This is a genomic window from Duganella sp. CF402 (genome assembly GCF_900109645.1).
Taxonomy (GTDB): Bacteria; Pseudomonadota; Gammaproteobacteria; order Burkholderiales; family Burkholderiaceae_D; genus Rugamonas.
The window spans coordinates 132055-158020 of the sequence record NZ_FOBG01000003.1 but is presented as its reverse complement, the minus strand read 5'-3'; the positions used below and the strand labels follow the sequence as shown (position 1 = coordinate 158020).

At 64.1% G+C, this 25966-nt stretch carries 16 protein-coding genes and 1 tRNA gene; 9 read left to right on the top strand and 8 right to left on the bottom strand.

Annotation, left to right across the window (positions count from 1 at the left end; genetic code table 11):
- Positions 1-24 precede the first annotated feature (24 nt).
- The 9 genes from BMZ70_RS22815 to BMZ70_RS22775 all read left to right on the top strand — a co-directional run bounded on the left by BMZ70_RS22815 (position 25) and on the right by BMZ70_RS22775 (position 15991).
- Positions 25-2472: a TonB-dependent receptor plug domain-containing protein gene (locus tag BMZ70_RS22815; protein ID WP_092279817.1), complete on the top strand. Its 2448-nt coding sequence runs from the start codon at positions 25-27 to the stop codon at positions 2470-2472.
- Between the two features lie 64 nt (positions 2473-2536).
- Entirely contained in the window at positions 2537-3433 is an 897-nt protein-coding gene (locus BMZ70_RS22810; protein WP_092279815.1) for an alpha/beta hydrolase, read from the top strand.
- A 50-nt stretch (positions 3434-3483) separates the two neighbouring features.
- Positions 3484-3559: transfer RNA gene (locus tag BMZ70_RS22805), tRNA-Arg, on the top strand.
- A 210-nt stretch (positions 3560-3769) separates the two neighbouring features.
- Positions 3770-6808, top strand: coding sequence for a putative Ig domain-containing protein (locus tag BMZ70_RS22800; protein WP_092279813.1), 3039 nt, complete (start codon positions 3770-3772; stop codon positions 6806-6808).
- A 10-nt stretch (positions 6809-6818) separates the two neighbouring features.
- A complete protein-coding gene (locus BMZ70_RS22795) occupies positions 6819-7391 on the top strand; it encodes an NF038129 family PEP-CTERM protein (RefSeq protein WP_092279811.1) in 573 nt (190 codons plus the stop codon).
- 108 nt (positions 7392-7499) lie between these two features.
- Positions 7500-8942, top strand: coding sequence for a glycoside hydrolase family protein (locus BMZ70_RS22790; protein WP_130301058.1), 1443 nt, complete (start codon positions 7500-7502; stop codon positions 8940-8942).
- Positions 8943-8960: 18 nt separating this feature from the next.
- Positions 8961-12020: a glycoside hydrolase family 2 TIM barrel-domain containing protein gene (locus tag BMZ70_RS22785; protein ID WP_092279807.1), complete on the top strand. Its 3060-nt coding sequence runs from the start codon at positions 8961-8963 to the stop codon at positions 12018-12020.
- 140 nt (positions 12021-12160) lie between these two features.
- Positions 12161-15112, top strand: coding sequence for a TonB-dependent receptor (locus BMZ70_RS22780; protein WP_092279805.1), 2952 nt, complete (start codon positions 12161-12163; stop codon positions 15110-15112).
- A gap of 69 nt (positions 15113-15181) precedes the next feature.
- A complete protein-coding gene (locus tag BMZ70_RS22775; protein ID WP_092279803.1) occupies positions 15182-15991 on the top strand; it encodes a WD40 repeat domain-containing protein in 810 nt (269 codons plus the stop codon).
- Here the strand turns inward: BMZ70_RS22775 and BMZ70_RS22770 are convergent.
- Genes BMZ70_RS22770 through kduD form a run of 8 tightly spaced genes read right to left on the bottom strand, consistent with a single transcriptional unit; the run spans position 15988 to position 25965 of the window.
- Positions 15988-17625 carry a glycoside hydrolase family 43 protein gene (locus BMZ70_RS22770; RefSeq protein WP_229205558.1) on the bottom strand — a complete coding sequence of 546 codons (1638 nt, stop codon included), beginning with the start codon at positions 17623-17625 and terminating at the stop codon, positions 15988-15990. The genes BMZ70_RS22775 and BMZ70_RS22770 overlap by 4 nt on opposite strands.
- Positions 17622-18824: a glycoside hydrolase family 88 protein gene (locus tag BMZ70_RS22765; protein ID WP_092279801.1), complete on the bottom strand. Its 1203-nt coding sequence runs from the start codon at positions 18822-18824 to the stop codon at positions 17622-17624. The genes BMZ70_RS22770 and BMZ70_RS22765 overlap by 4 nt, the downstream gene beginning before the upstream one ends.
- A 9-nt stretch (positions 18825-18833) precedes the next feature.
- Positions 18834-20069 (bottom strand): oligosaccharide MFS transporter, encoded by a 1236-nt coding sequence (locus BMZ70_RS22760; protein WP_092279799.1) that lies wholly within the window; start codon positions 20067-20069, stop codon positions 18834-18836.
- A gap of 44 nt (positions 20070-20113) precedes the next feature.
- Positions 20114-22015 (bottom strand): glycoside hydrolase family 97 protein, encoded by a 1902-nt coding sequence (locus BMZ70_RS22755; RefSeq protein ID WP_092279797.1) that lies wholly within the window; start codon positions 22013-22015, stop codon positions 20114-20116.
- Positions 22003-22947: a carbohydrate kinase family protein gene (locus BMZ70_RS22750; RefSeq protein WP_092279795.1), complete on the bottom strand. Its 945-nt coding sequence runs from the start codon at positions 22945-22947 to the stop codon at positions 22003-22005. The genes BMZ70_RS22755 and BMZ70_RS22750 overlap by 13 nt, the downstream gene beginning before the upstream one ends.
- Positions 22944-24143: an AGE family epimerase/isomerase gene (locus tag BMZ70_RS22745; protein WP_092279793.1), complete on the bottom strand. Its 1200-nt coding sequence runs from the start codon at positions 24141-24143 to the stop codon at positions 22944-22946. The genes BMZ70_RS22750 and BMZ70_RS22745 overlap by 4 nt, the downstream gene beginning before the upstream one ends.
- The gene (locus BMZ70_RS22740) at positions 24140-25213 is read right to left on the bottom strand and encodes an aldose epimerase family protein (protein WP_130301060.1); all 1074 of its coding nucleotides are present in this window, start codon (positions 25211-25213) and stop codon (positions 24140-24142) included. Before BMZ70_RS22740 ends, BMZ70_RS22745 begins: the two co-directional genes overlap by 4 nt.
- Positions 25210-25965 (bottom strand): 2-dehydro-3-deoxy-D-gluconate 5-dehydrogenase KduD, encoded by a 756-nt coding sequence (gene kduD, locus BMZ70_RS22735; RefSeq protein ID WP_092279790.1) that lies wholly within the window; start codon positions 25963-25965, stop codon positions 25210-25212. Before kduD ends, BMZ70_RS22740 begins: the two co-directional genes overlap by 4 nt.
- Position 25966 lies beyond the last annotated feature (1 nt).

Sequence of the window (25966 nt, the reverse complement as noted above, 5' to 3'; positions counted from 1 at the left end):
TCATTCAAAAATGGGGATTTAAATATGCATAAGGCCACACTCAAAATCGGCGTCGCAGCCGTATTGTCCACGCTGGCGTTTGGTGTTTACGCGGCAGAAGAAGACGTCGCAGCAGCGGCCGATGCAGGCGTCACGCCCAACGCGGGAGCGGTGATCGTGACGGGCACGCGTTCGAGCGGCATCAAGGTGGAAAACAGCGCATCGCCGATCCAGGTACTGGATGCAGCCTCGTTGCAGCGCACCGGCCAGCCGGACCTGATCCAGGCGCTGGCGCAGAATCTGCCGTCGTTCACCGCGCAGGCCTTCGGCGGCGACACCGCCAACCTGACGCTGTCGGCCCGTCTGCGCGGCCTGAGCCCGAACAACACGCTGGTGCTGATCAACGGCAAACGCCGCCACGGCACCTCCAACCTGGCGGTCTTGGGCGGACCATACCAGGGCGGCGCGGCAGCTGACCTCAACTACATCCCGGTTTCGGCCATCGACCACATCGAAGTGCTGCAGGACGGCGCGGCCGCGCAGTACGGCTCGGACGCGATCGCCGGCGTGGTCAACATCATCCTCAAATCGAACAACCACGGCGGCACCGCCACCGCCACCGGCGGCGGCTATGTGGACGGCGGCGGCCGCACTGCCGATGCCTCGGCCAACATTGGCCTCGAGCCGTTCGCGGATGCCTACCTGAGCCTGACCGCCGAATCGAAATACCACGGCTACAGCGACCGTGGCGGCCTCGATCCGCGCGTGGTCAACCCGGCCAATATGGCGGCCTATCCGGGCATGTTCCAGCATCCGGGCTACCCGCATGTCAACCACATCGCCGGCGACGCGCAGTACCACCTGAACGTGATGACCGCCAACTTCGGCTACGACTTCGCGCCGGACAGCCAGTTCTACACCATCTTCACGGCCGGCCGCAAGGAAGCGCGCGCGTTCGAGAACTACCGTCTGCCGAGCCGCCTGCCGAAGATCTATCCGACCGGCTTCTCGCCGAAGGAAACCATGAAGCAGGACGACTTCGGCCTGACCGTGGGCATCAAGGGCAAGCTGGCCGGCTGGAACACCGACCTCAGCACCACCTATGGCCGCGACAAGGCGCAAATCGGCGTGGCCGATTCGGGCAACGTCTCGCTGTTCAACGACACCGGCGCCACCCCGACCGTGTTCAAGGCCGGCGCCTTCATCGCCAGCCAGCTGACTACCACGCTGGAAACCAGCAAGGAATTCGAGATCGGCTGGGCCAAGCCGCTGAACGTGGCGGCAGGTCTGGAGCACCGCATCGACAAGTACGAGATCGAAGCGGGCGACGCCGCATCGCGCTACAAGGAAGGCTCGCAGTCGTATCCGGGCTTCTCGCTGACCGATGCGGGCAGCCACCGCCGCACTAACAAGGCGGCCTATATCGACGTCGCCGGCAACCCGGTGGCCGACCTGACGGTGGACGTGGCGGCGCGCTACGAGCACTTCAGCGACTTCGGCAACGCCAAGGTCGGCAAGTTGACCAGCCGCTACGACTTCTCGCCGGCCGTGGGCCTGCGCGGCACCTTCTCGAACGGCTTCCGCGCGCCGACCCTGGCCGAGGAATACTACTCGGCCACCAACGTCGGCCCGACCACCGCCTTCGTGCAGCTGGCGCCGAATTCGGCCGGCGCCAAGCTGGTGGGCGTGGACGGCCTGAAGCCTGAGAAATCCACCAACCTGTCGCTGGGCCTGGTGCTGAATCCGGTCAAGGATGTGGCGATCACGCTGGACGTGTACCAGATCAAGATCCGCGACCGCATTGTCGGTTCGGGCTCGCTGTATGGTTCGGGCGGCGCGGTCAACTCGCCGGCGGTGACGGCGGCGATCAAGGCCAACGGTAACGTGCTGGACAGCACCGTGAGCCAGACCGGTATCAACATCTTCTCGAACGCGGTCGATACCCGCAGCCGTGGCCTGGAGTTCGTCACCACGATCAACTCCAACTACGGCACCAGCGGCAAGGTGGACTGGTCGATTGCAGCCAACTACAACAAGGTTGAAGTCACCAAGATCAACCAGGCGCCGACCCAGCTGCTGCCGCAGACGCTGCTGGACAAGACCGCGATCTCGGACCTGGAAACCGCCTCGCCGAAACTGCGCGTCAACCTGGGCGCACTGTGGAAGGTAGGCAACTGGACCGTCAACCTGCGCGAAGCGATCTACGGCAAGGCGTCGGAGTATGGCAGCGAAGATGGTGCGGTGTACCACCTGACCGAAGTCAAGCCGAAGCTGATCACCGACCTGGAAGTGGGCTACAAGATCAGCAATGCATGGTCGGTGGCGGTGGGTGCGAACAACCTGTTCAACATCTATCCTAACGGCGTGAACCCGAACCTGCTGGCCGACCAGCGCGCGGCGGGCGACAACGCGGCGGTCAACGTGCTGCCATCGTTCTCGCCGTTCGGCATCAACGGCGGCTACTACTACGCACGCGCCAACTACAAGTTCTAAGCAGGGGCTTAGTGACTTTGCAGCCGCCCTTCGGGGCGGCTTTTTTTTCGTGTAGCATAAGCGCATGCTCAAAAAACTACGCACAACTTTGCTGGCGGCCGCAGTGGCGGGCAGCGCCGGCGGCGCGCCTGCCGCGCCCATGATCCTCGACGACTATCTCGCCCTCAACGGCCCCGCGCCGACGCGCCACGTGGCCTATGGTGCGGCGCCGTCGCAGTTCGCGGAACTGTTCCAGCCGGCCGGGAACGGGCCGTTCCCGGTGGCGGTGATCGTCCACGGCGGCTGCTGGACCAAGCATTTCGGCGGCATTACGCAAATGCGCAATATGGCCGGCGACCTCGCCGCGCGCGGCATCGCGGTATGGAATGTGGAGTACCGCCGCTACGACGAGGAGGGCGGCGGCTATCCGGGCATGTACCACGACGTGGCCACGGCGATGGACCGCCTGCGCACGCTGGCGTCCGAGCACAAGCTGGACTTGTCGCGCATCGTGCTGGTCGGCCACTCGGCCGGCGGCCATCTGGCCCAGTGGGCCGGTTCGCGCGCCAAGCTGCCGCGCAGCAGCCCGCTGTACGTGGCCGATCCGCTGCCAGTGCCGGTGGTGATCAGCCTGGGCGGCCTGGCCGACCTGCGCAACGAGCAGTCCCTGATCAAGACCAGCTGCGACCGCGATATGGCCCAGCTGGCCGGGGTGGCCAGCGCTGAACGTCCTGACATCTTCAGCGACACCTCGCCGGCCGAGCTGCTGCCGTCCGGCATGCGCACGGTGCTGATTCATGGTGAATTTGACACTATTTCACCACTACGGGTGGGGCAGGACTACGCCCGCCGCGCCCAGGCGGCAGGTGACGCCGCCGAGGTGCTGGTGCTGCCCGGCGGCAGTCATTATGACGAGGTGGCGGCCATTTCACCGTCGTGGCCCATCGTGTTGGGACAAATTCGCAAGGCGCTGGGCTTGTAGGCTGGCGAGAAAACCGGTATCCTCCGTGCTTCTCGTCTAGTACACCTCATGCGGCTGTAGCTCAGTGGATAGAGTATTGGCCTCCGAAGCCAAGGGTCACTGGTTCGATCCCAGTCAGCCGCACCAAAAATCATGCGCTTTGCCAGGGTGTTTCCCCGTTGGTAGGGCTGCTTGGCAAAAATTATTCGAAATGTATCACTCTCGCGACAAATCTGTGGCTGAGGCGTGGTACATTTTGCAGCCGCCTTTCAGACGCATCAAATTGTTATCGATAACTTATTAAAAATTGTGATCGATAACAAACGGCGGCATTCATCAATTAAAAAAAGGAGACTTATGAATACCCTCTCACTTCGGGGCGTCAGCGCCGCCGTGGCAGCGGCGCTGCTATGGCTGGCCGCAACCCCAGCAGGCGCCATCGCTTTCGTGGCCACGCCGCAGGCGCAGCCCAGTGTCAGCGCGGCCGGCTTCAAGCATCCCGCACTGGGCTTCACGCTGGAACAGCTGGAATACGCGCGCCAGCAGGTCAGGGCGGACGTCGAACCGTACAAGACCTACTACAACACGCTGGCCACAGTGTGCTGCAACTACGCCAGCCTCGATCTGCAACCGACCAACCGCGATGCCAGCAAGGTCGACACGCCCAATACGCCGAACTACAACAACGGCACCGGCCAGACCCGCATGATCAACGACTCGCAGGGCGCACTGACGCAGGCCATCCTGTACTACATGACCGGCAAGAACGAGCACCGCCGCAACGCCATGCGCATCCTGCGGACGTGGAGCAATATGAATCCGAACGGCTATGCCTACTTCCCGGACGCCCACATCCACAACGGCGTACCGCTGTTCCGCATGCTGATGGCAGCGGAAATCATGCGCTACACGCCGGCCGACACCACCTACGCCGCCTATCCGTTGGCCTGGACCGCCACCGATACGCAAAAGCTCAAGGACAATCTGATCGACCCAATGGAGCGCACTTTCTTCGCCAGTAACGAGCGCTTCATGAACCAGCATGTCTACTCGATCGCCGGACGGCTCGCCGGCGCCATCTTCACCGACAACCGCGCGCGCTACGATGAAACCGTTGAGTGGCTAACGGTGAACGCCAGCTCCACCCGGCAGGACATCAACGGCGGCATCCTGCCCCTGATTCCGCTGATCGGCGCCGACAACCCGCTCAATACAGCGGGCTACCCCTTCTACCAGATCCAGGAAATGATGCGCGACCAGGCGCACGGCGGCGACAATGTCGATAATCTGATCGGTCTTCTGCGGCTGGTGAATTCGCAGGGTACCAAAGTCGATCCCTACACCGGCAAGCCTTCAATGGCGGGCGATGCGGTCAGCGTCTATCACTTCGGCGACAACCGCCTGCTGATGGGCGCCAACTCCTACGCGCAGTTTATGCTGGGTTATAAAACGCCGTGGGCCGATACCACCGGCGGCAGCTCCGGCATGTCCGAGGCCTATCGCGGCCGGCTGTACGCCGCCGAAGGCATCGCGGAAATCTACAATGTCTACAAATACGAGCAGGGCGTGGACGTCGATACTGTCGCGCCTTACCTGGCGACTGCGGCCTCGCACCAGAACGGCTACGTCACGCCGTGGGGACGCGGCACGCCGGACAACAAGGACTTCGGCGCGGAAGCCTTCATCACGCTGCCGAAAGCGCTGACCGGCAAGCCGCTGCCGCCCAATACCGGCATGCTGGAGACCGAGCGCAAGACCATTTACCTGAACGGCGACTGGAGCACGCTCACCGAAGGCGATCGCACCTTCGGCCGTGGCGCGGTCACGCCATCCGGCGCCACTGTGGTGTTCCACGACATCGTCTACGCCGACCGCAGCAAGTACGCGCCGGTGGGCCTGATGATCCGCACCAACGCCGTCACCAAGCTGGCCGCCAGCGGCACCGAGGACGGCAAGCCCTGGTGCGAGATGACGGTGCCGAACACGGAAGGGCAGTGGCGCTACATCGTGCCGGACGCCTCGACCGCCGCCACCGGTGCGCGCAAGCTGGGCGACAACATCATCTACTTCAAATTCAGCGGAGCGGAAGGCGCCAACGTGGACGTCGATTTCGTCAACCTTAACGCGCCCACGCAATTGACGCCGCCGCGCTTCGCGATGCCGGTCTTCCCGGTGACGGAGTTCGTGGTGCAGGGCATGGCCTATCGCGCAAGCTACACGGCCATCGATGCCAATGCCGCCGACACGGTCAGCTACAAGGCCATCAACGTGCCGGCCGGCGCCAGCGTGGATAGCGCCACCGGTACGCTGAGCTGGACGCCGACGCCGGACCAGGTGGGCGAGCATGACCTGATCATCAGTGCCACCGATGGCGTGGCGATCAGCACCATGACCGCGCGCCTGAACGTGCAGCCGGACCGCCAGGCGGCCTTCCTGGCGGCGCAGGGCGGCTACGATGGCGCCTCGGCCTACACCACGCCGTCGCTGGCCGCGTTCAAGGCGGAAATCGCGCCGCTGCAGCAGGCCGTGGCCAGTACTGCGGACGCCGACTTCCCGGCGCTGCTGAAGAAAGTACAGGCGGTAGTGCAAAAGCTGGAACTGCTCAACCCACGCCTTGCCTCGGACGGCAGCCTGGATTGGAGCAAGAACATGGTCGCCGCCACCGTGCTCAATGCGGCGAACATTCCGGGCCTGCTCGATGACGACTACAACACCACCTCGGGTGACCTGCGCGACGTGGTCACGCTGGACTTCGGCGAGAACTACCGTGTCGCCGCCAGCGCCTTCGGCATCCGTCCGCGCTTCATGTTTGGCAATCGCACGCAGGGTATCAACGTCTACGGCTCCAACGACAGCGCCAGTTGGACTGTGTTGACCAGCCGCGAAACCACCGACACCAGCGGCCAGAACTTCATCATGGAGACGATCCCGGTGGTGCCGGGCCAGGAAGACCAGAAGTACCGCTACTTCATGATACGCGTCGATCATCCGGGACCGCCGACCGATCCAGCCTATCCAGGCATTTCCTCCTACAGCGAGCTGCATTTCTACGGCAGCCGTTATGACTTGCTGGCTCCGGTCGACGTCAGCGCCAGCGTGAAGATGCTGCAATCGGGCCTGAGCGTGAACCGCTTCACGCAAAAATACAGCGGCACCGTCACCATCACCAACACCACGCAGCAAGCCATCAAGGGGCCGCTGCAATTCACGCTGGAGTATCTGACGGCCGGCGTCACGCTGGACAACGCCAGCGGCGTCAAGGACGGCGTGCCTTACATCACGTTGCCGGCCGCCGATCTGGCGCCGGGTCAGAGCGTCACGCTGACCACCACCTTCAGCAATCCATCCAAACTGGCGATCAGCTACGGCCGCAAGCTGCTCAGCGCAAAATACTAAGGAGATCAAGATGACTTTCGTAAAAGACCTGTTGATAAAGCTGATGCTGACCACTGCCTTGTTGGGCGGGGCAGGGCAGGCGTCGGCGCAGAACTACAGCATCACCATCGATACCGCCACGCTGGGTGGCGGCACGGCCTACCTCGGCCTGTACTTCCTCGGGCTGGCCGATGCGGCGCCGGCCAGCGCCACGGTCAGCCAGTTGCTGGGCGACTTTGCCGGCCCGGCGCAGTTCAGCGGCGCGATAAGCGGTGCGCTGCCGGGGCCTCTGGTGTTCGGCAATGGTGGCGAACTGGTACAGGCGGTCACGCTGGGCGGCACGCTGAAGTTCAACCTGCACTTCACGCTGGGCAGCGGTGATGCCGGCTTGAACTTCGGATGGGCGCTGTTCAACGACAGCAGCTATCTGGGCGCCGACGGTGATCTGGGCGCGATCGCGCTGCAACCGGGCGCCACGCCATATGCGGTCAGCACCTTCAGCGCCGTCAGCAGCGTGACGGCCGTACCCGAACCGGCCAGCTATGCGTTGCTGCTGGCTGGCCTGCTGTGCATGGCGATGTTGCGCCGCCGCCGCGCCGGCTGATGTCCACGGGGCCGGAGCCCGTCTCCGGCCCCATGAATTTGTTTGACAGCCCCGTCGGGCTGATATAACCTGTTATCGATATCACTAAATAAAAATCCAGGAGACACTTTGTACCTTATCCGCATACTCGTGGGCGTGCTGGCCTGCCTGCAGCTGTCGCTGGCGGCGGCACAGATTCAGGTCCATCCTTTCCCCAATCCTGTGCGCTACACCCACCACAACGACGACTTTACCGTACGCGTCCGGACGCCGGGCGGCGTGTGGCAAGACCTGTACGAGTACAAGGTCAAGGTCGATCTCGACAAGCCGCAGGAAGCTTCGATGGTCTACTTCAATTTCGACGGCACGGTGGAACTGGCGGTGCAGAAGAATAACGGCGTGTTTTCCAAGGTCGCCGTGCGGCCCGACGCCAAGGGCCTGAAGCCGGTAATCAAGGACGGCATCGCCTACATCACGCTGCATCGTCCGGAAAACCTGAGCATCGAATTTGACGATGACCGCCTGCGCAATCTGCACGTATTCACCCATGCCATCCGCAAGGACATGCCGGCCACGCCGGCCAGGCTGTCCTCGAACGATATCGAGAAGGGCCAGACGCCGGACCTGACGCAGAAAGTGGTGTTCTTCGGCCCCGGCGTGCATAGCGGCGAGTTCCGTCTGCGGTCGCACAGCACGGTGTATATCCACGGCTCGGCCATCCTGAAGAATCCTTTGCTGCTGGACGGTGTGGAAGACGTCAAGGTGATCAGCGACGGTTTGTTCGACGGTGTGGAGATGATGACGATACGGAATTCGCGCAACGTTGAAATCGATGGCCCCATCTTCATCAACCAGCCTCACGGCACCATGCGCTGCATCACCTCGCAGGATCTGGTGGAGCGGAATATCCGCAGCATCGGGGCAGGGCAGTGGTCGGACGGCCTGGGGCACTTCGCTTGCGAGCGCGTGACCGTCAGCGACAGCTTTATCCGCACCTCCGACGATTGCCTGACCTTCTATAACCATCGCTGGGACATATGGGGCAATACGCGCGACGTCAAGGTCAGCAAGTCCACGTTGTGGGCGGACGTGGCGCACGCGGTGATGATCGGCATCCACGGCAACACGCCGACCGCCGAACATCCGCAGGCCGAAGTGCTGGAGCGCCTGCGCTTCAGCGACATCGATATCCTCGATCACGACGAGGACGAACCGGATTACGAGGGCGCGCTGGGTATCATGGCGGGCGACGACAATCTGGTGCGCGACGTAGTATTCGAGGATATCCGCGTCGAGCGCATCGAGGAGGGCAAGCTGTTCAACCTGAAAATCGCTTACACCGCCAAGTACAACACCAGCCCCGGTCTCGGCATCGAGAACGTCACGCTGCGTAACATCAAATATAGCGGCCGTGGTTCGCCGAGCGCCGCCATGATCACCGGACATGACGCGGTGCGTAAGGTAAAGAATGTCATACTGGACAACGTTACCATCGGCGGCAAAAAAATCAGCAAGCCGGAACCCGGCGTGCTGGAGGTGAACGAATTTGTCGAAGGCATCCAGTTCCGCTAGCAAAGGATAGATGTGAGCATGCAGAATATCTCGATGATGGTATTGGCGGCGGCGCTGGCCGCTCCGGCCTGGGCGGCGCAAGCTGTGCGCGCTGAATGGGAACAACCCGAAGTGGTGGCGGTGAACCGCGAGCCGATGCGGGCCACCTTCTTCAATTTCGAATCGCGCGACAAGGCGTTGGCCGGCGAGCGCATCGCCTCCGCCAATTTTGTCTCGCTGGATGGCACCTGGTCGTTCGCTTATTCGCCGACGCCGGAGGCGCGGCCGAAGAACTTCTACCAGCCCGGCTACGATGTCAGTAAATGGGGCAGCATCCAGGTGCCCGGGATGCTGCAAACGCAAGGCTACGGGAAGCCTGTCTTCACCAACATCGTCTATCCTTTCCCGGCCAACGAGCCCTTGATTCCGCACGCGCTCAATGAAGTGGGTTCGTATCGCCGCGATTTCAACCTGCCGGCCGGGTGGAAGGAGCGCGATGTATTTCTGCAGATCGGCGCGGCCGGCGCCGCCTACTATGTGTGGGTGAACGGCCGCAAGGTGGGCTATTCGGAAGACTCCAAGCTGCCGTCCGAATTCAATCTCACGCAGTATGTGCATGTGGGCCGCAATACGATTGCGATTGAGGTCTACCGCTGGGCCGACGGTTCGTATCTGGAAGACCAGGACTTCTGGCGCGTGAACGGCATCGAGCGCAGCGTGTTTGTGTACGCCGAGCCGAAGACGCGCCTGCGCGACTACAAGGTGACCGCCACGCACGACGGCCGCTTCGAGCTGGCCGCTGAAATGGCTGGACAGCCCGCCCAGGTGACCGTCGCGGCGCGCGTGCTGGATGGCGACAAGGAGCTGCTGCAAGCGACCGCCGTGCCGGGCGCGGACCGCAAGGCCGTGCTGCGTGGCGCCGTCGCCAACGTCAAGCCCTGGTCGGCCGAGACGCCCAATCTCTACACGCTGCTGATCGAAGTGAAGGATGCGCGCGGCCAGCTGATCTCCGCCACCGCGCGCAAGATCGGCTTCCGCACCGTGGAAATCGCCGATGGCGAGGTGCGCGTCAACGGCAAGCGGATTATGATCAAGGGCGTCAACCGCCATGAGCATGATCCGCACACTTATCGCGTGATGTCGATGGAATCCATGCGCAAGGATATCGAGTTGATGAAGCGTGCCCACGTCAACGCTGTGCGCACCTCGCACTATCCGAACGATCCGCGCTGGTACGACCTGGCCGATGAATACGGCCTGTACGTGATGGACGAAGCCAATATCGAATCGCACGGCTACATGCAGCTGGGCGACCAGGCGCCGACGCCGGAGAAACGCGCGGCGATCCAGCTGGGCTACAAGCCGCATTGGCGGGCCGCCCACTTCGACCGCGTGTCGCGCATGGTGGAGCGGGACAAGAATTCGCCGTCCATTATTTTCTGGTCGCTCGGGAACGAGGCCGGCACAGGCCCCAACTTCGAGCACGCCGCCGCGTGGATACGCAAGGCCGATTCGACGCGCCTGATCAGCTATCTGGGCCACGGCACCATCGGCGAGGAGCACTTGCCCAACCCTTACGTCGATATCTACGCGCCGATGTACGACGATATCGAAAAGATGGCTGACTATGCACAAGATCCGGCTTACCAGCAGCCCATGATCCAGTGCGAGTACGCCCACGCGATGGGCAATTCGCTAGGCAATCTGGAAGACTACTGGCAGGTGATCCGTGCCCACCGCAAGCTGCAAGGCGGCTTTGTGTGGGACTGGGTGGACCAGAGCGTGATCGCCAAGGATGACAAGGGCCGCACCTACTGGGCTTCAGGCTTCGACATCAATCCCGAGCGTGGCGACAACAGCGTGGTGGGCGATGGCGTGCTGCGCTCCGACCGCACGCCGGACCCGGAGTATTACGAACTGCAGAAAGTGTATTCGCCGGTGGTGTTTGAAGGTGATGCGCGCAGCGGCAAGATCGAGGTAGTGAACCGCTATGATTTCCGCGACCTGTCGCAGCTGTCGCTGGCGTGGAAGCTGGAGCGCGATGGGGTGCCGGTGGCCGCCGGCACGCTGCCACCGGCAAGTGCCCCCGCCGGCGGACGCCAGCAGTTGGCCTTGCCGCCAGCCGTGGCGGATGCCGTCGCCAAGAGTGGCGCCGATGCCAAGGCCGGTGCAGGCGAGCTGGTGCTGACCATCAGCGCGGCGGGCGCAGAAGGGCAGGCCGGCTGGTCACAATTCGTGTTGGCGTCGCCGGTCGCTGCAGCGAAGGCCGGGCCTTGGGTGGCGCCGCAAGAATATGCGCTGCACGCCGGCAAAGCTGTGCTGTCGCTGGACCCGGCCACCGGCCAGGTGAATTACAGCGTGGACGGCAAAGTCCTGCTCAAAGGCGGCAGCCCGAACTTCTGGCGCGGCCTCACCGACAACGACGAAGGCTCCGGCGTCGACAAGAGCCACAAAGTCTGGCAAACCTTCACCACTCAGCGCAAGGTGCGCTCGGTCGCGGTGGAGGGCGATGGCATCAAGGTGGTGTTCAGCTTTGGCGCCGGCGCGGCGCACTGGGAGAACGTCTTCCGCATGCATCCCGACGGCGCTTTGGACGTGCAGGCCCGCTTCATGCCGCTGCGCGACGACTTGCCCGACCCGCTGCGTCTCGGCTTGCGCTTCGATATGCCCGCAAGCCTGAATCAACTGCAGTGGTACGGCCGTGGCCCGCATGAATCTTACGTCGACCGCAAAACCGGCGCTGCGCTTGGCCTGTACGCGGGCGCGCTGGCCGACCAGTACCACAGCTACATCCGCCCGCAGGAAAGCGGCAACAAGACGGACGTGCGCTGGCTCGCCTTGTCCGGCGCACTGAAGATCAGCGCCGACCAGCCATTCTCTTTCAATGCGCTGCCGTTCCCTTACGAGGATTTGTACTTGCGTCCGCGCGGTGAATGGAAAAGCTCGGAGATCCGCGCGCATGGCGACGGCAGCCTGCTGATCGACATGGCGCAGGCGGGCGTCGGCGGGGATACCGGGTGGAGCCTGGACGGCCGCCCACACGTCAAATACCGGATCCCCTTGCGGCCTGCAAGCTACAGTTTCCGTATTTCGCCATAAATATTGATTGACCCCGGTCAGGGGCTTGACTAAGATGTTTAGTAAAGTTATCGATAACTTGTTTCTGTCCAACTGAATTTGTTATCGATAACCAGTAAAACCAAAGAAGTCATTATTAGAATAAAAGAGGAGATGAAGTCATGCGTAAGACCCTGTTCAACACTGTCCAACTCAGCGTCATGGCGCTGGCCGTCGGCCAGGCTTTTGCCCAAACCCCGAACGCGCAAGACGCCGGCACCACCGTGGTGGTAAGCGGCATCCGCGCCAGCGCCAGTTCGGCGGTGGCCGTCAAGCGCGACACGATGGAGGTGGTGGATTCGATTTCCGCCGAAGACATCGGCAAGCTGCCCGACATGAACGTCGCGGAAACCCTGACCCGCGTGCCGGGCGTGCAAGGCTACCGCTATGGCGGCGAAGGCGCCTCGCCGGTCGGTCAGGGTTCGGGCCTGACCATCCGCGGCCTGTCTGGCCAGACCGCGTCGCAGGTGAATGGCCGCGCCTATTTCACCGCTGGCGCGCGTGAGTACAACATCGAGGGCGCGATTCCTGGCATGGTGGCCGGCATCGACGTCTACAAGAATCCATCCGCCGAGCACATTGAAGGGGCGATCGGTGGCCTGGTCAATATCCGCACCCGCAAGCCGAGCGACTTCAAGGAACTGACCGCCACCCTGAGCGTCAATGCGCGCCAGAACGACATGGCCAAGAAGACCGACCCCGAGCTGTTTGGCCTCGTGGCGAACAAATTCGATCTGGGCGGCGGTTCTCGCATTGGTGTGATGGCGGCCGGCGTGTACCAGAAGAGCACCGGCCGTTCCGACAATAACCCGGCCAACGGCGGCGCCAACTTCAAGCGCGCCATCCGTGCCGACAGCGCCGAATACGCAACGCTGGCGGCGGCCAACACCGCCAACGCCCCGAACCAGCCGATGGCAAGCTATGTCGGCCGCAACGATGTCTCATATCTGGCCGGCGTGCCGACCCTGGCCACCGCCGGCGCCAACACGCCCAACCTGAGCGGCCTCACCGCCGAGCAGGCCGCCAATGTAATGGTGGCGCCCGGCCTGACCAGCAACGTATTCCAGGAAACCATCTACCGAACCCGCAAGGGCCTGAGCCTGGCGGCCGACTACCGCCACAGCAACACGCTGCGCTTCTACACCGAAGGCGAGTACACCTACTACCAGTACTACCAGAACTATCGCGGCCTGAATTCCATCGATGGCGGCAACGTGCAGAACCTGCAAACCTCGCCGTTCGCCTTCACCGAAGGCCTGGCCAACCGCAATGTCAACGGCGGCAGCGACGATGTGCTGGTCAACCAGCGCCTGCGTGGCGGCACCTTCCTGAATTCGACCATCAACACGCTGGGCGGCGAAGAGCATCGTCCATACACCACCTGGATCGCGGCCGGCGGCGTCGAATGGAGCCCGACGGCGGCGTGGTCGCTGAAGGCCGACCTGAATTACATCAAGGCCGACCAAACGCAGGACAACCGTTCGATCAATCTGGATTCGGCCAATGGCCTTTACTGGAGCACCACCCGCGTGGCCGATGGCGCGCCGCACCAGCTGACCTTCAGCGGCCCGGGCCTGTCCGACCCGAACAACTTCGTGTTCCGCGATTACAGCAACGGCACCTACCAGAAGTGGGACGACAACGGCTATGCGGCCAAGCTGGATGCGGCGTATTCGCCGGATGGCGGCTTCCTCACCAAGATCAAGTTCGGCGCGCGCGCTGCGCACCAGAAGAGCCTCTACACCAACTACAGCTTCAGCGGCAAGCCGCTGACCAGCAATGGTCTGGCGCTGACGGCCAACCGCGCCAACGGCATCAGCGCCGGCACCAAGAGCGGCCTGCTGGAAACCGCGCCAACCAACTTCATGAACGGCGACGCCGGCTACTCGGGCGGCTTCCTGGTGGCGGCGCCCACCGCGCTGACCGGCAACCAGATCATGAGCGCCTTCCCCAACGCGGGTATCCCGGCCGAGGGCAGCTATCCTGAAAATGCGCTGGCGCGCCGCGTGTTCAACGAACATACCTACGCGGGCTATCTGGTCGGCGAGTTCGCAACTGAAGACGAACGCCTGCGCGGCAACGTCGGCGTGCGCCTGGTGCGCACCAATACCGACCTGACGGCGCGCGTGGCCAATGTCACCGGCGGCACGACTGTCATCGCGGATAACCTGAAGTCGACCTCGTACACCAACGCGCTGCCGACCTTCAACCTGACCTACAACATTCAGAAGGACTTCCTGGCGCGCTTCGGCTACGGCCGTGGCATGACCCGTCCGGACATCAGCGCGCTGAATCCTTCGGTCGTGGTCAACACGGTCAACGGCACTGGCTCGGTGGGCAATCCGGACCTGCGTCCACAACTGGCCAACAGCTTCGACTTGTCGCTGGAACGCTACTTCAACGCCACCAACTATGTCTCGGCCGGTGTGTTCGACAAGCAGATCAAGGGCTTCCTGAGCGGCATCGTCGAATGCCAGACGGTGGCGCAGGCGCCCGCCTATAACGGCAGCATCGCCAACAGCTGCCCGGTTGGCCAGTACCAGATTACCAAGTCGGTCAACTCGCAGGACGGCTACGCGCGCGGCGTGGAAGTCGCAGGCCAGTACTTCTTCGACAAGGATGCCGGCTGGCTGCAGAACTTCGGCGGCTCCGCTTCGTACACCTATGTCGATACCTCGAACCCGATCAACATCGGCAGCCTGGCCACGCCGCGCATCATCGACAGCCAGCAGCCGATGGTCTCGAAGAACAGCTACACCGTGGCCGGCATGTATGAATCGAAGGGCATCTCGGCGCGCCTGGTCTACACCTGGCGTTCGGATCAGGTGCTGTTCGGCGTGTCGTCCAACCCGATCGATGGCCGTTACATCCGTTCCTACGGCATTGTGGATGCCTCGTTCAACTACGACATCATGAGCAACCTGACGCTGAGCGTGAACCTGTCCAACCTGACCAACAAGGGCCTGGACCGCTATGTCGGCGAACCGGGCGGCTATGGCACCGATATCGAGCGCCAGCACTACCTGAACGGCCGCACCGTCAGCGTGGGCCTGCGCTACAAATTCGGCAAGTAAGGCTTGCCGCCACAGCCGCAATTCCGGCAAGCCGCCGGGATTGCGGTTTTTTTATGAGTGAAAGAGAAAATGAAATTACGCTTTCTTGGCATCGACGAAGGCCTGCAGCAGCTGCACCTGATCGACACCGCCACCCAGGATGTTATCTGGACGCTGGACCTGAAGGATTACCCGCTGGCGCGCGACATGCAGCGGCTGGACGAGGAGCGCGTGCTGGTTGGCTACGACCACGGCTACTTCGAACTGGAATGGCGCAGCGGCCGCGTGCTGGCGGATTGCCGGCTGTGGCGCGAGGTGACGGCCGTGCACCGCCGCGCCGACGGCTGCACGCTGGTCACCGGCATGAATCTCGACGGCCGCAATGGCGTCAACGTGCTGACGCTCGACGCGCAGGGCACGCTGCTAAACACCGCCTACCGCGACGGTGACTACGTGCGCCTGATGCGCGTGACGCCGCAAGGCACTTATCTGCTGTGCACCAATGACCACATCAAGGAAACCACGCCGGAGCTGGTGGAGCTGCGCCGTTTCAGCGCACCCGGCTTCGAGCACGCGTGGAAGGCCGAACGCCTGGCCGATGGCTCGACCATCGTGTCGGCGGGCTATGGCGCCTTCATGGCGGTGTTCAATCAGGAAGCAAAGTTGGTGCGGCGCTTTGGTGCGGCCGGGGAAGTACCGCAAGCTGTGGCGCCATTTTTCTACGCGACTTTCAGCTTCCTGCCGGATGGTCAACTGCTGGTGGCGAACTGGCAGGGACATGGTCCGGACAACGGCCACAAAGGCGCGCAACTGCTGCAATTCGATACGCAAGACCAGCTGGTGGACAGCTGGTCGGCCCCGCAGCGCATCTCGTCGCTGCAAGGCCTGCTGCTGGTTTAATACGGGCCGGCGCCGGGAGCACTCAGATCGAAGTGCTCCACATCGAGCCAGGAACCGGCTTGTGTGCCGACACTGAACAAGCCGACCTGCGCGCCAACCCACGTCCCGCGCGTCACCGGGAAGGGGCCACTGGCCGGCTTGAATGCGACGCCGTCCACGCTGTAGGAGAAGTTGACGAAAGCGCCTTCGTTCATATGGGCGCGCAGCGTCAGCTCGGCCGGCGCATCGGCCAGCACCACGGTCGATTGCTCCTTGCAGCGCGGGCCGAACGGGCCGCATACCGTCATCACCAGTTCATTGAGCTTGTCCTTGCGGCGCAAACCGAGCCATGCGTACTGCATGCCGTTGACGATCAAGCCGGCGCGGTCGCCATCGTGCGCTTGCTCCAGCTTCACGCGCGTGGTGACGAGGAAGCGCGAGGCGGGCGCTTTCTGCGTCAGGATGGCGGACGAGGCGCGCACGTAATCGCCGGCGTCGTCCACCGCCTGGGTATAGAGCCGCAGCGCGCCCGGCTTGGCCGACAGCGAATACCATTCCGGCCGCGAGTTGGCGCCCCATTGCCATTGCAGGCCCAGTTGCGGCGCATTGAAATCGTCGCTGGTCGGCGGTGCGGCCAGCGGCTTGCCCTGCACCGGTTTGACGTGCGTGATCACCGGCTGGCCGGTGCCAGGCTTGCGGCCGGGCTGGCCGATCAGCGGCCAGCCATCCTTCCACTGCATCGGCTGCAAATGGGTGACGCGGCCGTAGGCGCCTTTGTCCTGAAAGTGCAGGAACCAGTTGCCGCCGTCCGGCGTGTCCACCCACGCGCCCTGATGTGGGCCATTGACCGGTGTGTCGCCCTGCTCCATCACATTGCGTACTTCGTAAGGTCCGGTCAGCGAGCGCGAACGGAACACGGCTTGCCAGCCTTGCTCTACGCCGCCGGCCGGTGCGAACACGTAGTAATAGCCATTCGCTTTGTAGATTTTCGGGCCTTCGACCGTGTGGTAGCCCGGATAGTTGGCGCCGTTGATGATGTCGCGGCCTTGCTCGTCCAGCATGCGGGTGGCGCCGGCGTCCATGCGGCGCAGCGTGACGATGTTGTTCTTGCCGGCGCGGCTGAAGGCCCAGGCGTGCAGCAGGTAGGCCTGGCCGTCGTCATCCCACAGCGGCGCCGGATCGATCAGGCCACGCCCGGCCAGCAGCAGGCGCGGCGCGCTCCACGGACCACGGAAGTTTTCGGCCTCGATCACGTAGATGCCGAAATCCGGATCGGGGTAGAAGATGTAGAAGCGGCCGTTGTGATGGCGCAGCGCCGGCGCCCACACGCCTTTGCCGTATTGCGGCTTGGCGAAGACGGCAGCCGGCGTCAGCGCGGGCAGGGCGTGGCCGACCAGCGTCCAGTTGACCAGATCCTGCGATTCCAGCAGCGGCAGGCCGGGCGTGTTGACGAAGCTCGACGCGGTCATGTAAAAACGGTCACCGACGCGGATGGCGTCGGGATCGGCGTAGTCGGCGTGCAGCACCGGGTTGCGGTAGCGGCCATCGCCAAGGTCGGCGATCCACGGTGCGTTGGCGGGAGGCGGACTTTGGGCGAGTGCGGTGTGGCACAGCAGGGCCGCAGCCAGCGCGGCGGTCAGTGGCAGGTATTTCACCAGTAGGGCTCCCAGATGCGGCTCAGGCGCGTCAACGCTTCCAGATAGAAGTAGTCGCCCCAGAGGCAGGATTCATCGATGCCGATGCGGTTCGGCTTGTGGTAGACGGCGTGGCGCAGCAGGCCGGAACCCGGCACGCCATCGTGGTTGAAGTAATTTTCGGACAGGGTGATCACCATGCCGGCGGCGGCGTACTCGTATTCTGCGCGCAGCGGATCGAGTAGCGGCAGGCGGCTGGCCAGTTCCAGCAGGCCGCAGGCCGCGACTGCCGCCGCCGAGCTGTCGCGCTCTTCCGGGCCGTCGGTAAAAATCAAGTCCCAGTAACAGATGCCGTCCGGTGGCAGGCGGTTCAGGTAGTAGTTGGCCACCACCTTGCCCAGCTCCAGCAGGCGGGTGTCGCCGTTGTGGCGTGCCACCAGCGGGAAGCCGGCGATGCCCCAGGCCTGGCCGCGCGCCCAGCAGGAGTCGTCGCTATAGCCCTGATGGGTCTTGCCCTCGCGCGGCTGGCCGTTGTCGGCGTCGAAGAAAAAGGTGTGGTAGGTGGAACCGTCGGCGCGCACGATATGGCGCGCGGCCTGCTCGATGTGGCGGTTGGCGGCGTCGCGGAAGCGCAGGTCGCCGCTGGTTGCGCTGGCCCAGTACAGCAGCGGCAGATTCAGATTGCAGTCGATGATCATGCGGCCGCGCTGGGCCGGGTCGTTCAAATCGCCCCAGGCCTGGATGATACCGGCGCCCGGATAGTAGCGCTCCAGCAGCAGTTCGGCCGCGCCCAGCGCCGCGTTGCGCGCTTGCTCGCTGCCGGTCAGCTGGTAGCCGGCCACGCAGGAAAGGCTGTACAGGAAGCCCAGGTCGTGGTGATTGGTGGCGATGCGCTCGCGCTGGCGCAGGTCGAAGCTGGCGACGTGGGTTTCGGCCACGCTGCGGAATTCCTGCTTGCCGCTCAACTCATAGGCCAGCCACAGCATGCCGGTCCAGAAGCCGTTGGTCCATTCGGTGTTGTCCATCGCCGGATAGATACCGCCAGTGCTGGACGGTTTTGGGAATTGGTCGCCGAAATGGCGGGCGTTGCGCTCCACTGCGGCCAGCGCGTTGGTAATGGCCCGGTCGAGACGCGCGCGCGACGGCAATTCGCGCCACGCTTGCGGCAGTCGTGCCGTTTGCAAAGGTTCCGGATGCGCCGGGTGTAATGCTGCTTGCATGGATGATCCTTAATTGGTGGCGAGGGCTGCGTCTTTGCGGGGGGCGATTTCGGGGGGCGTTGGCGACAGCGCGAACGCCGACAGCGCCAGGAACACCGCGCCGACCGCAGCCAGCAGCAGATAGGTGTGGTTGAAACCGATCAGGTCATACGCCTTGCCGACGACAGGCGACAGCAGGGCCAGTCCCAGCGAGTGGCCGAAGCTGACGCCGACCATGTACACGGTGGAAGCCAGGCGGTTGTCGAAGTGGCAGGCGATGTAGCGGAACACCGACACCACCAGAATCGGCAGCTCGATCGAGTGCAGCATCTTCATGGCGGAGATGGAGACCGGGCCGACCGCCAGCCCGGAGCCGGCAATCCGCACGATCATGATGGAGCCGGCCAGCAGCAGGCCATACTTGGCGCCGATGCGGCGCACCAGCAGCGGCGACACGAACAGGCCGGCCGCCTCGACGAAAATCTGCAGGGAGTTCAGGTAGCCGAACATGGCGGCGCCGGTGGCCTTGTCCGGGAATTGCGAGGCGAAGTAGCTGGGGAACTGCTGATCGTAGACGAGGTACAGATTGGTCACGCTCAGGATGAATACCATGAAGCGCCAGAACGCCTTGTCGCGCAGCAGGGCCAGCGCGTCGGCCAGTCGCAGTTTTTCGCCGGCGGTGGCCAGGTTGTCGTGCTCCGGCAGGCGCCAGAAGGCCAGCATCAGCACCAGCAGCAGGCCAGCCATCGAAGCTAGCATGAAGTTGATGTGCGGGTCGACGTTGTACAGGCGCCCGGTCATGAAGGCGGCGCTGGCGAAGCCCAGCGATCCCCACAGCCTTACGCGGCTGTATTCGAAACCGTAGGCGCGGCCGATGCGGTCGACATAGGATTCAATCGCATAGCTGCCGGCGATGAAGGTGATGCCGAGGTAGATGCCGCCCAGCGCCGCGCCGGCCAGGATGTGCGACTTGAGCAGGGGACCGTACACGTAGACCAGGAACAGCCCGGACAGCATGCACATGACGCCGACCGCCCACAGCACATGCTTGCGCATGCCGACCTTGTCCGACAGGTAGCCGTACACCGGCTGCGAGCACATGGCGGCGATGAAGTTGGCGGAAAATACGATGCCGGTCTCCGTGCCGGACAACTGCAGCGTGGAGCGCAGCCACAGGGCCAGCAGCGACATGCTCATGGCCTGGGCGAAGAAATAAACGTACACAAAGGTGCACAGGAAGCGGAAATGCGACTGCTTGCTGGTCATGACAGAGTGGTCTCCGGATTGTCTTTATATTTGTTATCGATAACCTATCGCGCTTGGGCCGGGCTGTCAAGTGGCCGCAACCACAGGGCTTGGCCGCCGGAGGCCGGCATGGCCAACGTCAGCACCGAGTTGGCGTCCACCGTCTGGCGGCGGATGCCGACCCTGGTGCGGGTCGGCGCGCTGGCGTCGTCGGCGTAGATGGTGGCTTCGTAGCGCTGGCCGGCTGGCAGGAAGTCCAGTTTCAGCTGCACCGTGCGGGCATCGTTGTTGGTGATAGCGCCGACATACCATTCCTTGCCGCTGCGACGCGCGATGGTGACGTTGCGGCCCGGCGCGCCGTCCAGCACGCGGGTCTCGTCCCACACAGTGGGAATGCGGTCCCAGAACGCCAGCTCCGGCTCGTCCTGGGACATCTCCGGCTTGTCGTACCAGTACAGGGTTTGCAGCGGGCTGTAATACACCACGGCCAGCGCCAGCTGGTGGGCGTGGGTGGTCTTGATGCGCGGGTCGTAGTAGCAGATGGTGTAGTCGGCCGCACCGGCCAGATAACGCGTAAACGGCAGCACGGTATTGTGGGTGGCGTCGGGCATTTCCTCGTTGCCGCGGATGCCTTCGGAGGTCAGCAGATTGGGCCAGGTGCGCTGTTCGCCGGTCGGGCGCCAGTCGTCGTGGATGTTGACCATGATGCCGGCGGCGGCGGCCTGGCGGATGGCTTTCTCCACCCAGGTGGTCCAGCGGTGCGAGCCGACTTGCACGAAGCCGAACTTCACGCCCTTGACGCCCCAGTCGCGGTAGGTCTGGAACAGGGTGTCGGACTGCGTCAACAGCGCTTGTTGATTCACGTACAGCCACACGCCGATGCCACGCTCCTTGGCGTAGGCGATGATGGCGGGCAGGTCGAAGTCGGGAATGGCGACCTTGGTGGCGTCCGACTCGAAGGAGAACGCCGGGCCGTACCACTTCCAGTCGAACAGGATGTATTCCAGTTTGTGGCGCGCGGCGAAATCGATATTGGCTTTGGCGGCGGCGGTGGTCTGGGTCATCACACGCATGATCTTGCCGGGTTTGATCCATGCGGTGTCGGCCAGCGCGGCGGGCTGGTTCAGGTTGAGGATGAAGTGGTTGTTTTCCGCCAGTTGGCCGGGACTGCGCGCGATCATGATGCCGCGCCAGGGCGTGGCGAAGGGCGAAATCAGATCGGCCGCGTCGTGCATGGCGGTGACCAGCGTGTCGGGCTTGTCGGCGCTGAGTTTGAACTTGGTGCGCGCGTAGTCGACCATCTGCGCCTCCAGCAAGGCGACGTGCAGGCCATTGGGCAGTTCCAGCGTCAGCGGACGCTCGGACTGGTCGGGCCAGTCGCGCAGCGGCAGCAGCTTGTAGGGCGCCTGCGCCCAGCCGTGATACCAGGCCTTGGTGCCGGCAGGCAGGGCGAACTCGGTGTCTTCGCCGATCACGCGGTAGTAAGAACCTTTTTCATTCTCGGGGAAGGCGAAGCGCAGCGCCACGCCCTCGTTATAGGCGCGCGCTTCCAGCGACAGCTGGTACACCGGATTGTCATCTTTAACCAGATCGATGGACATGGCCTGGTACTGATCGTGGATGCGGGCGGTTTCGCCGGTGACCGGCGTCCAGCTGCTGTCATGGCTGGCGCGGCGCACGCCGGTGACGGCCAGGTTCTCGAACCAGCGCGCGCGGCGGTCCGCCGGCAGCGCCATCGCGCTTTCGGACAGATGATTATCGAGCCGCAGTTCCAGCAGCGATTCGCGGATGACGGTCTGGTCATCGTAACGCACGTTGTAGTACAGGGCGCGCTTGCCGGCGGCGTCGGTTTTTTGCTGCACCGTCAGGACGATTTTTCCGTCCGGGGAGGTCAGGCGCTCTTCCAGCCCGGCGGCTTGCGCCAGTCCGCAGGCCAACAGGATAAATGCTGCGATCAGGCGGCGCATGAGATGCTTCCTTCCGGCGTAATGTCGACCGACGGCGCCAGCGCCTCGATCTGGTTCAAGGTGGGGGGGACGGCGCCGGCCTGCGTGCAGGCCGCCGCGCCGGCGGCGACTGCCATGCGCAAATGATCCATGCCGCCGGCTTGCGGCTGCTGCATCAGGCTATATAACAGCGCGCAGATGCTGGCGTCGCCGGCGCCGATGGTGTCGGCCACGGTGATGGCCGGCGGCCGGGCGCGCCAGGCTTGCTGGCCGGTGTGAAATTCCGCGCCGTCGGCGCCGCGTGTCAGCAAAATACTGGCCTCCGGGTTGAGGGCGCGCAGGCGGGTGAGGGCCTGGCGCACGTCGTCGGTGCGGAACAAGCCGATCAGGTCTTCGTCCGACACTTTGATCACATCGGCCAGCGCCGCCATCTTGTGCAGCATGGGATCGTAACGCTCATCCATCAGCTTGCGGAAATTGGGATCATAGCTGATCTTGACGCCAACGGACTTCAAGCTGCTGGCCATGCACAGCAAACGGTCGGCCAGCGGCGGACGCGCCAGGCTGATGCCGCCAAAATGCACCCAGCGCGCTTCGCGCTCCCATCCCGCAGGCAGGTTCCAGGGGGCGAACTGCTGGTCGGCGCTGTTTTCGCCGATGAAGAAGTAGTCGGGCGGCGCAGTTTCGGGCACTACGGCCAGTAGTGGCGGGCGGTCGTTCAATTGCAGGAAGCGCGGATCGAGGCCGGCTTCCTGCGCGCTGGTTTGCAGCGCCAGGCCGAATACGTCGTTGGAAATGGCGCCGGCAAAGGCGCTCGGCACCGCCAGCCGCGCCATTGCGCGCGCCACGTTCAGGCCGGCGCCGCCGGTCTTGCTGGTCCATAGATCGGGGCCGGTGCGGACCATGTCGGTGAGGGCTTCGCCGGCCGAGACAAACAGGGGCAAGGTATTCATGCTTCGCTCCCCAGGGCGCGCAGCACTTCGTAGCAGGCACCCATTGTGTGGTAATCAGTTTTGCCGGCCGGGCTTTTCTCGTCGCTGAGTTTACGGTTGTTGCGGCTCAGGATGCGATACCAGGCGCCGTGGCGGTGGTCGATCATGTGTGTCCAGCTGTAGCGCCACAGGCGGTCGTATTCGTTCCAGAAGCGTTCCTCGCCGGTGCGTACCGCCAGCACGGCGGCGGCGGCCAGCGATTCGGCCTGCACCCAGAAGTATTTGTCGCCGTCGCAGATGCTGTTGTCCGGGCCGAAGCCGTAGACCATGCCGCCGTGCTGTTGGTCCCACGCGTGATCGAGCGCGTCGTCAAACAATGCGATGGCGCGCGGCAGCAGCCAGTCGGCCGGCAGGTGGCGCTCCAGCAGCAGGAGCAGCTTGGCCCACTCGGTGAAGTGGCCCGGCTGGTAACCCCACGGACGGAAGATATTGGTCTTGTCGTCGCGGTTGTAGTCCCAGTCGATTTGCCAGTTGGCGTCGTAGTGCTCCCAGATGCGGCCATCGGCCAGCGCGGCCTGACGCTGAGTGATATTGCGCGCCACTGTTTCCGCACGCAGCAGGTAACGGCGTTCGCCGCTGGCTTCGTAGGCGGTGATCAGCGCCTCGCAGGCGTGCATATTGGCGTTCTGGCCGCGATAGGGCAGGACCATGCTCCAGTCGGCCAGTGCCTGGTCGGCGTACAGGCCGTGTTGTTCTTCCCAGAAGTGCTGTTCCATCAGGCCGTAAACTTCGGCCATCCACTGGCGCGCTTCTTCGATGCCGGCCGACAGCGCCTGGGAGTAGGCCAGCAGCACGAAAGCCAGGCCGTAGCAGTGGTTCTCGCCATCCTCCACGGTTTTCTGCTTGCCGTCCCAGCGCAATTGCCAGGCGTAGCCGCCGGTGGCTGGATTGCGGTGCACTTCGCGCAGGAAGGCGACGCCGTGTCGTACCGCGTTCAGATACTCTTCGCTGGGGAAGTGGCGGTGTGCCATCGCGTAGTTGAAGACGAAGCGCGCGCTGCTGACCAGGTGGCGCGTTGCGCGGTCATAGACCGTGCCGTCGTCCTTGAAGAAATGATAGAAGCCGCCGCTGTTGTCGATGCAGCGCGGGTGGTAGAAACCCAGGGTTTCCTTGATGTGCTGTTGCAGCGCTTCGGGGGAACGGAATTGCGGCGTCATGTCGGACTCCAGTCTGTCAAAAGGGGCGCCAGGCGGGCTGGCAAGGCGCCGCTCCAGGCGGCAATGCGGTATCGGGTACGCCAGGGTTGGCCGGCTTGCAGTGTGATGCCCTGCCGGTCTGCCAGCGGATGGGCCGCCGGCGGATGGGCCACGCGGCTTAGATCGAACACGCTGTTGACAGGCTCCGCGCCCAGCGCGACGTGGCGGCCCTGCCAAGGGAATTCCGGCCGCCCGCGATTGCTGAGCCATAGCATCAGATCGGGGAACTGGCGCGTGTCCCACCACATGCCGACGCGGGCGTCGTAGTCGAGGTAATGCAGGCTGAAGGGGGCGGCGTCGGGGCCGGCCTGCATAGCCCTTACTTGCAGCAGCTCCTCGCCATCTTCGCGCAGGGGCAGGTGGCTGAGGTCCAGCGGGCCCTGGATTCCGGCCAGAGCGTCAAGGCGTTCGGAGCGTGTGTCAGGCAGCAGGCGGCTGATGGCGCCGGCGCTGCCGCTCGGGTAGCTGAAGATGCCGTCGTGCCGGCCCAACTCCACCTTGACCCGGCCACTTGGATACGGCAGGCGGAAAGTCGGGTGCAGGCCGGCCGGCAGGCGCAGGCTGCGGCGCGGCCAGATCACCAGCTCCAGGTCCAGCGCGGGCGCGTCCGGGATCACTTGCAGGTGGCGCTCGATGCGGGCGATCGGCGAGTCGTCCGGATAATCGATGGACAGGCAGATCCGATCGCTGCTGGCATGCTCGCAATGCCAGCGGTGGTTCGCGCCGTAGCCGTGCGGCCAGCCGTCTTCCGGGCTGCGGGCCGTCCACTCGGACGGCAGGTCGGCAGGCAGGTCGGCGCGGCCAAAGGGCACGCACGGCCATTCGCCGCGCATGCGGCGCAGCACGCCGGGCAGGCCGAGCGAATTGATGGTGCCGGCCCATGACGCGACGTGCATCACTTGCAGGTCGCGTTCGGCGTCGAGGCGGAAGTGCAGGGGCCCCAGCATGGCGCCCAGCGCCTGGACTTCGGCGCTGCCGAACTGCCATTCCAGCCGCCACATTTGCGGTGTCAGCGCGTCGGGCATGCTCATCGCGCCAGCCACCCGCCGTCGACCGGCAGCACCGCGCCGTGCACGTAGTCGCTGGCGGCGCTGGCCAGGAACACCGCCGCACCGGCCAGATCGTCCGCCTGGCCCCAGCGTCCGGCCGGGATGCGCGCCAGTATTTGCGGCGCGCGTTCAGTATCGGCGCGCAGGGCTGCCGTGTTGTTGGTGGCGAAATAGCCGGGCGCGATGGCATTGACGTTGATGCCGCGTGCGGCCCATTCATTGGCCAGCGCGTGCGTCAGGCCGGCCACGCCGCTTTTGCTGGCGGCATAGGCTGGCACGCGGATGCCGCCCTGGAAGGATAGCAGCGACGCCACGTTGATGATCTTGCCGCCGCCGTTGGCCAGCATGTGGCACGCAGTTGCCTGCGACAGGAAGAACAGCGACTTCAGATTGGTGCCGACCACCGCGTCCCAGTCTTCTTCGGTCACGTCGATGGCGTCGGCGCGGCGGATGATGCCGGCGTTGTTCACCAGAATATCGAGCCGGCCGAAGGCGGTTAGCGCCTGATCCACCACGCCTGCCAACTGCGCCTGTTGCGACAGGTCGGCCTGCACGGCATGGAAGCGGCGGCCGGCGGCGTGCACGCGGGCGGCGGTCTCCGAGGAATCGCTGCGGCCGGCCGCCACGATATCGGCACCGGCTTCCGCCAGCGCGATAGCGATAGCCTGGCCCAGGCCCGTATTGGCGCCGGTGACGAGCGCGCTGCGCCCGCTGAGGTCAAACAGTTTGTGCATG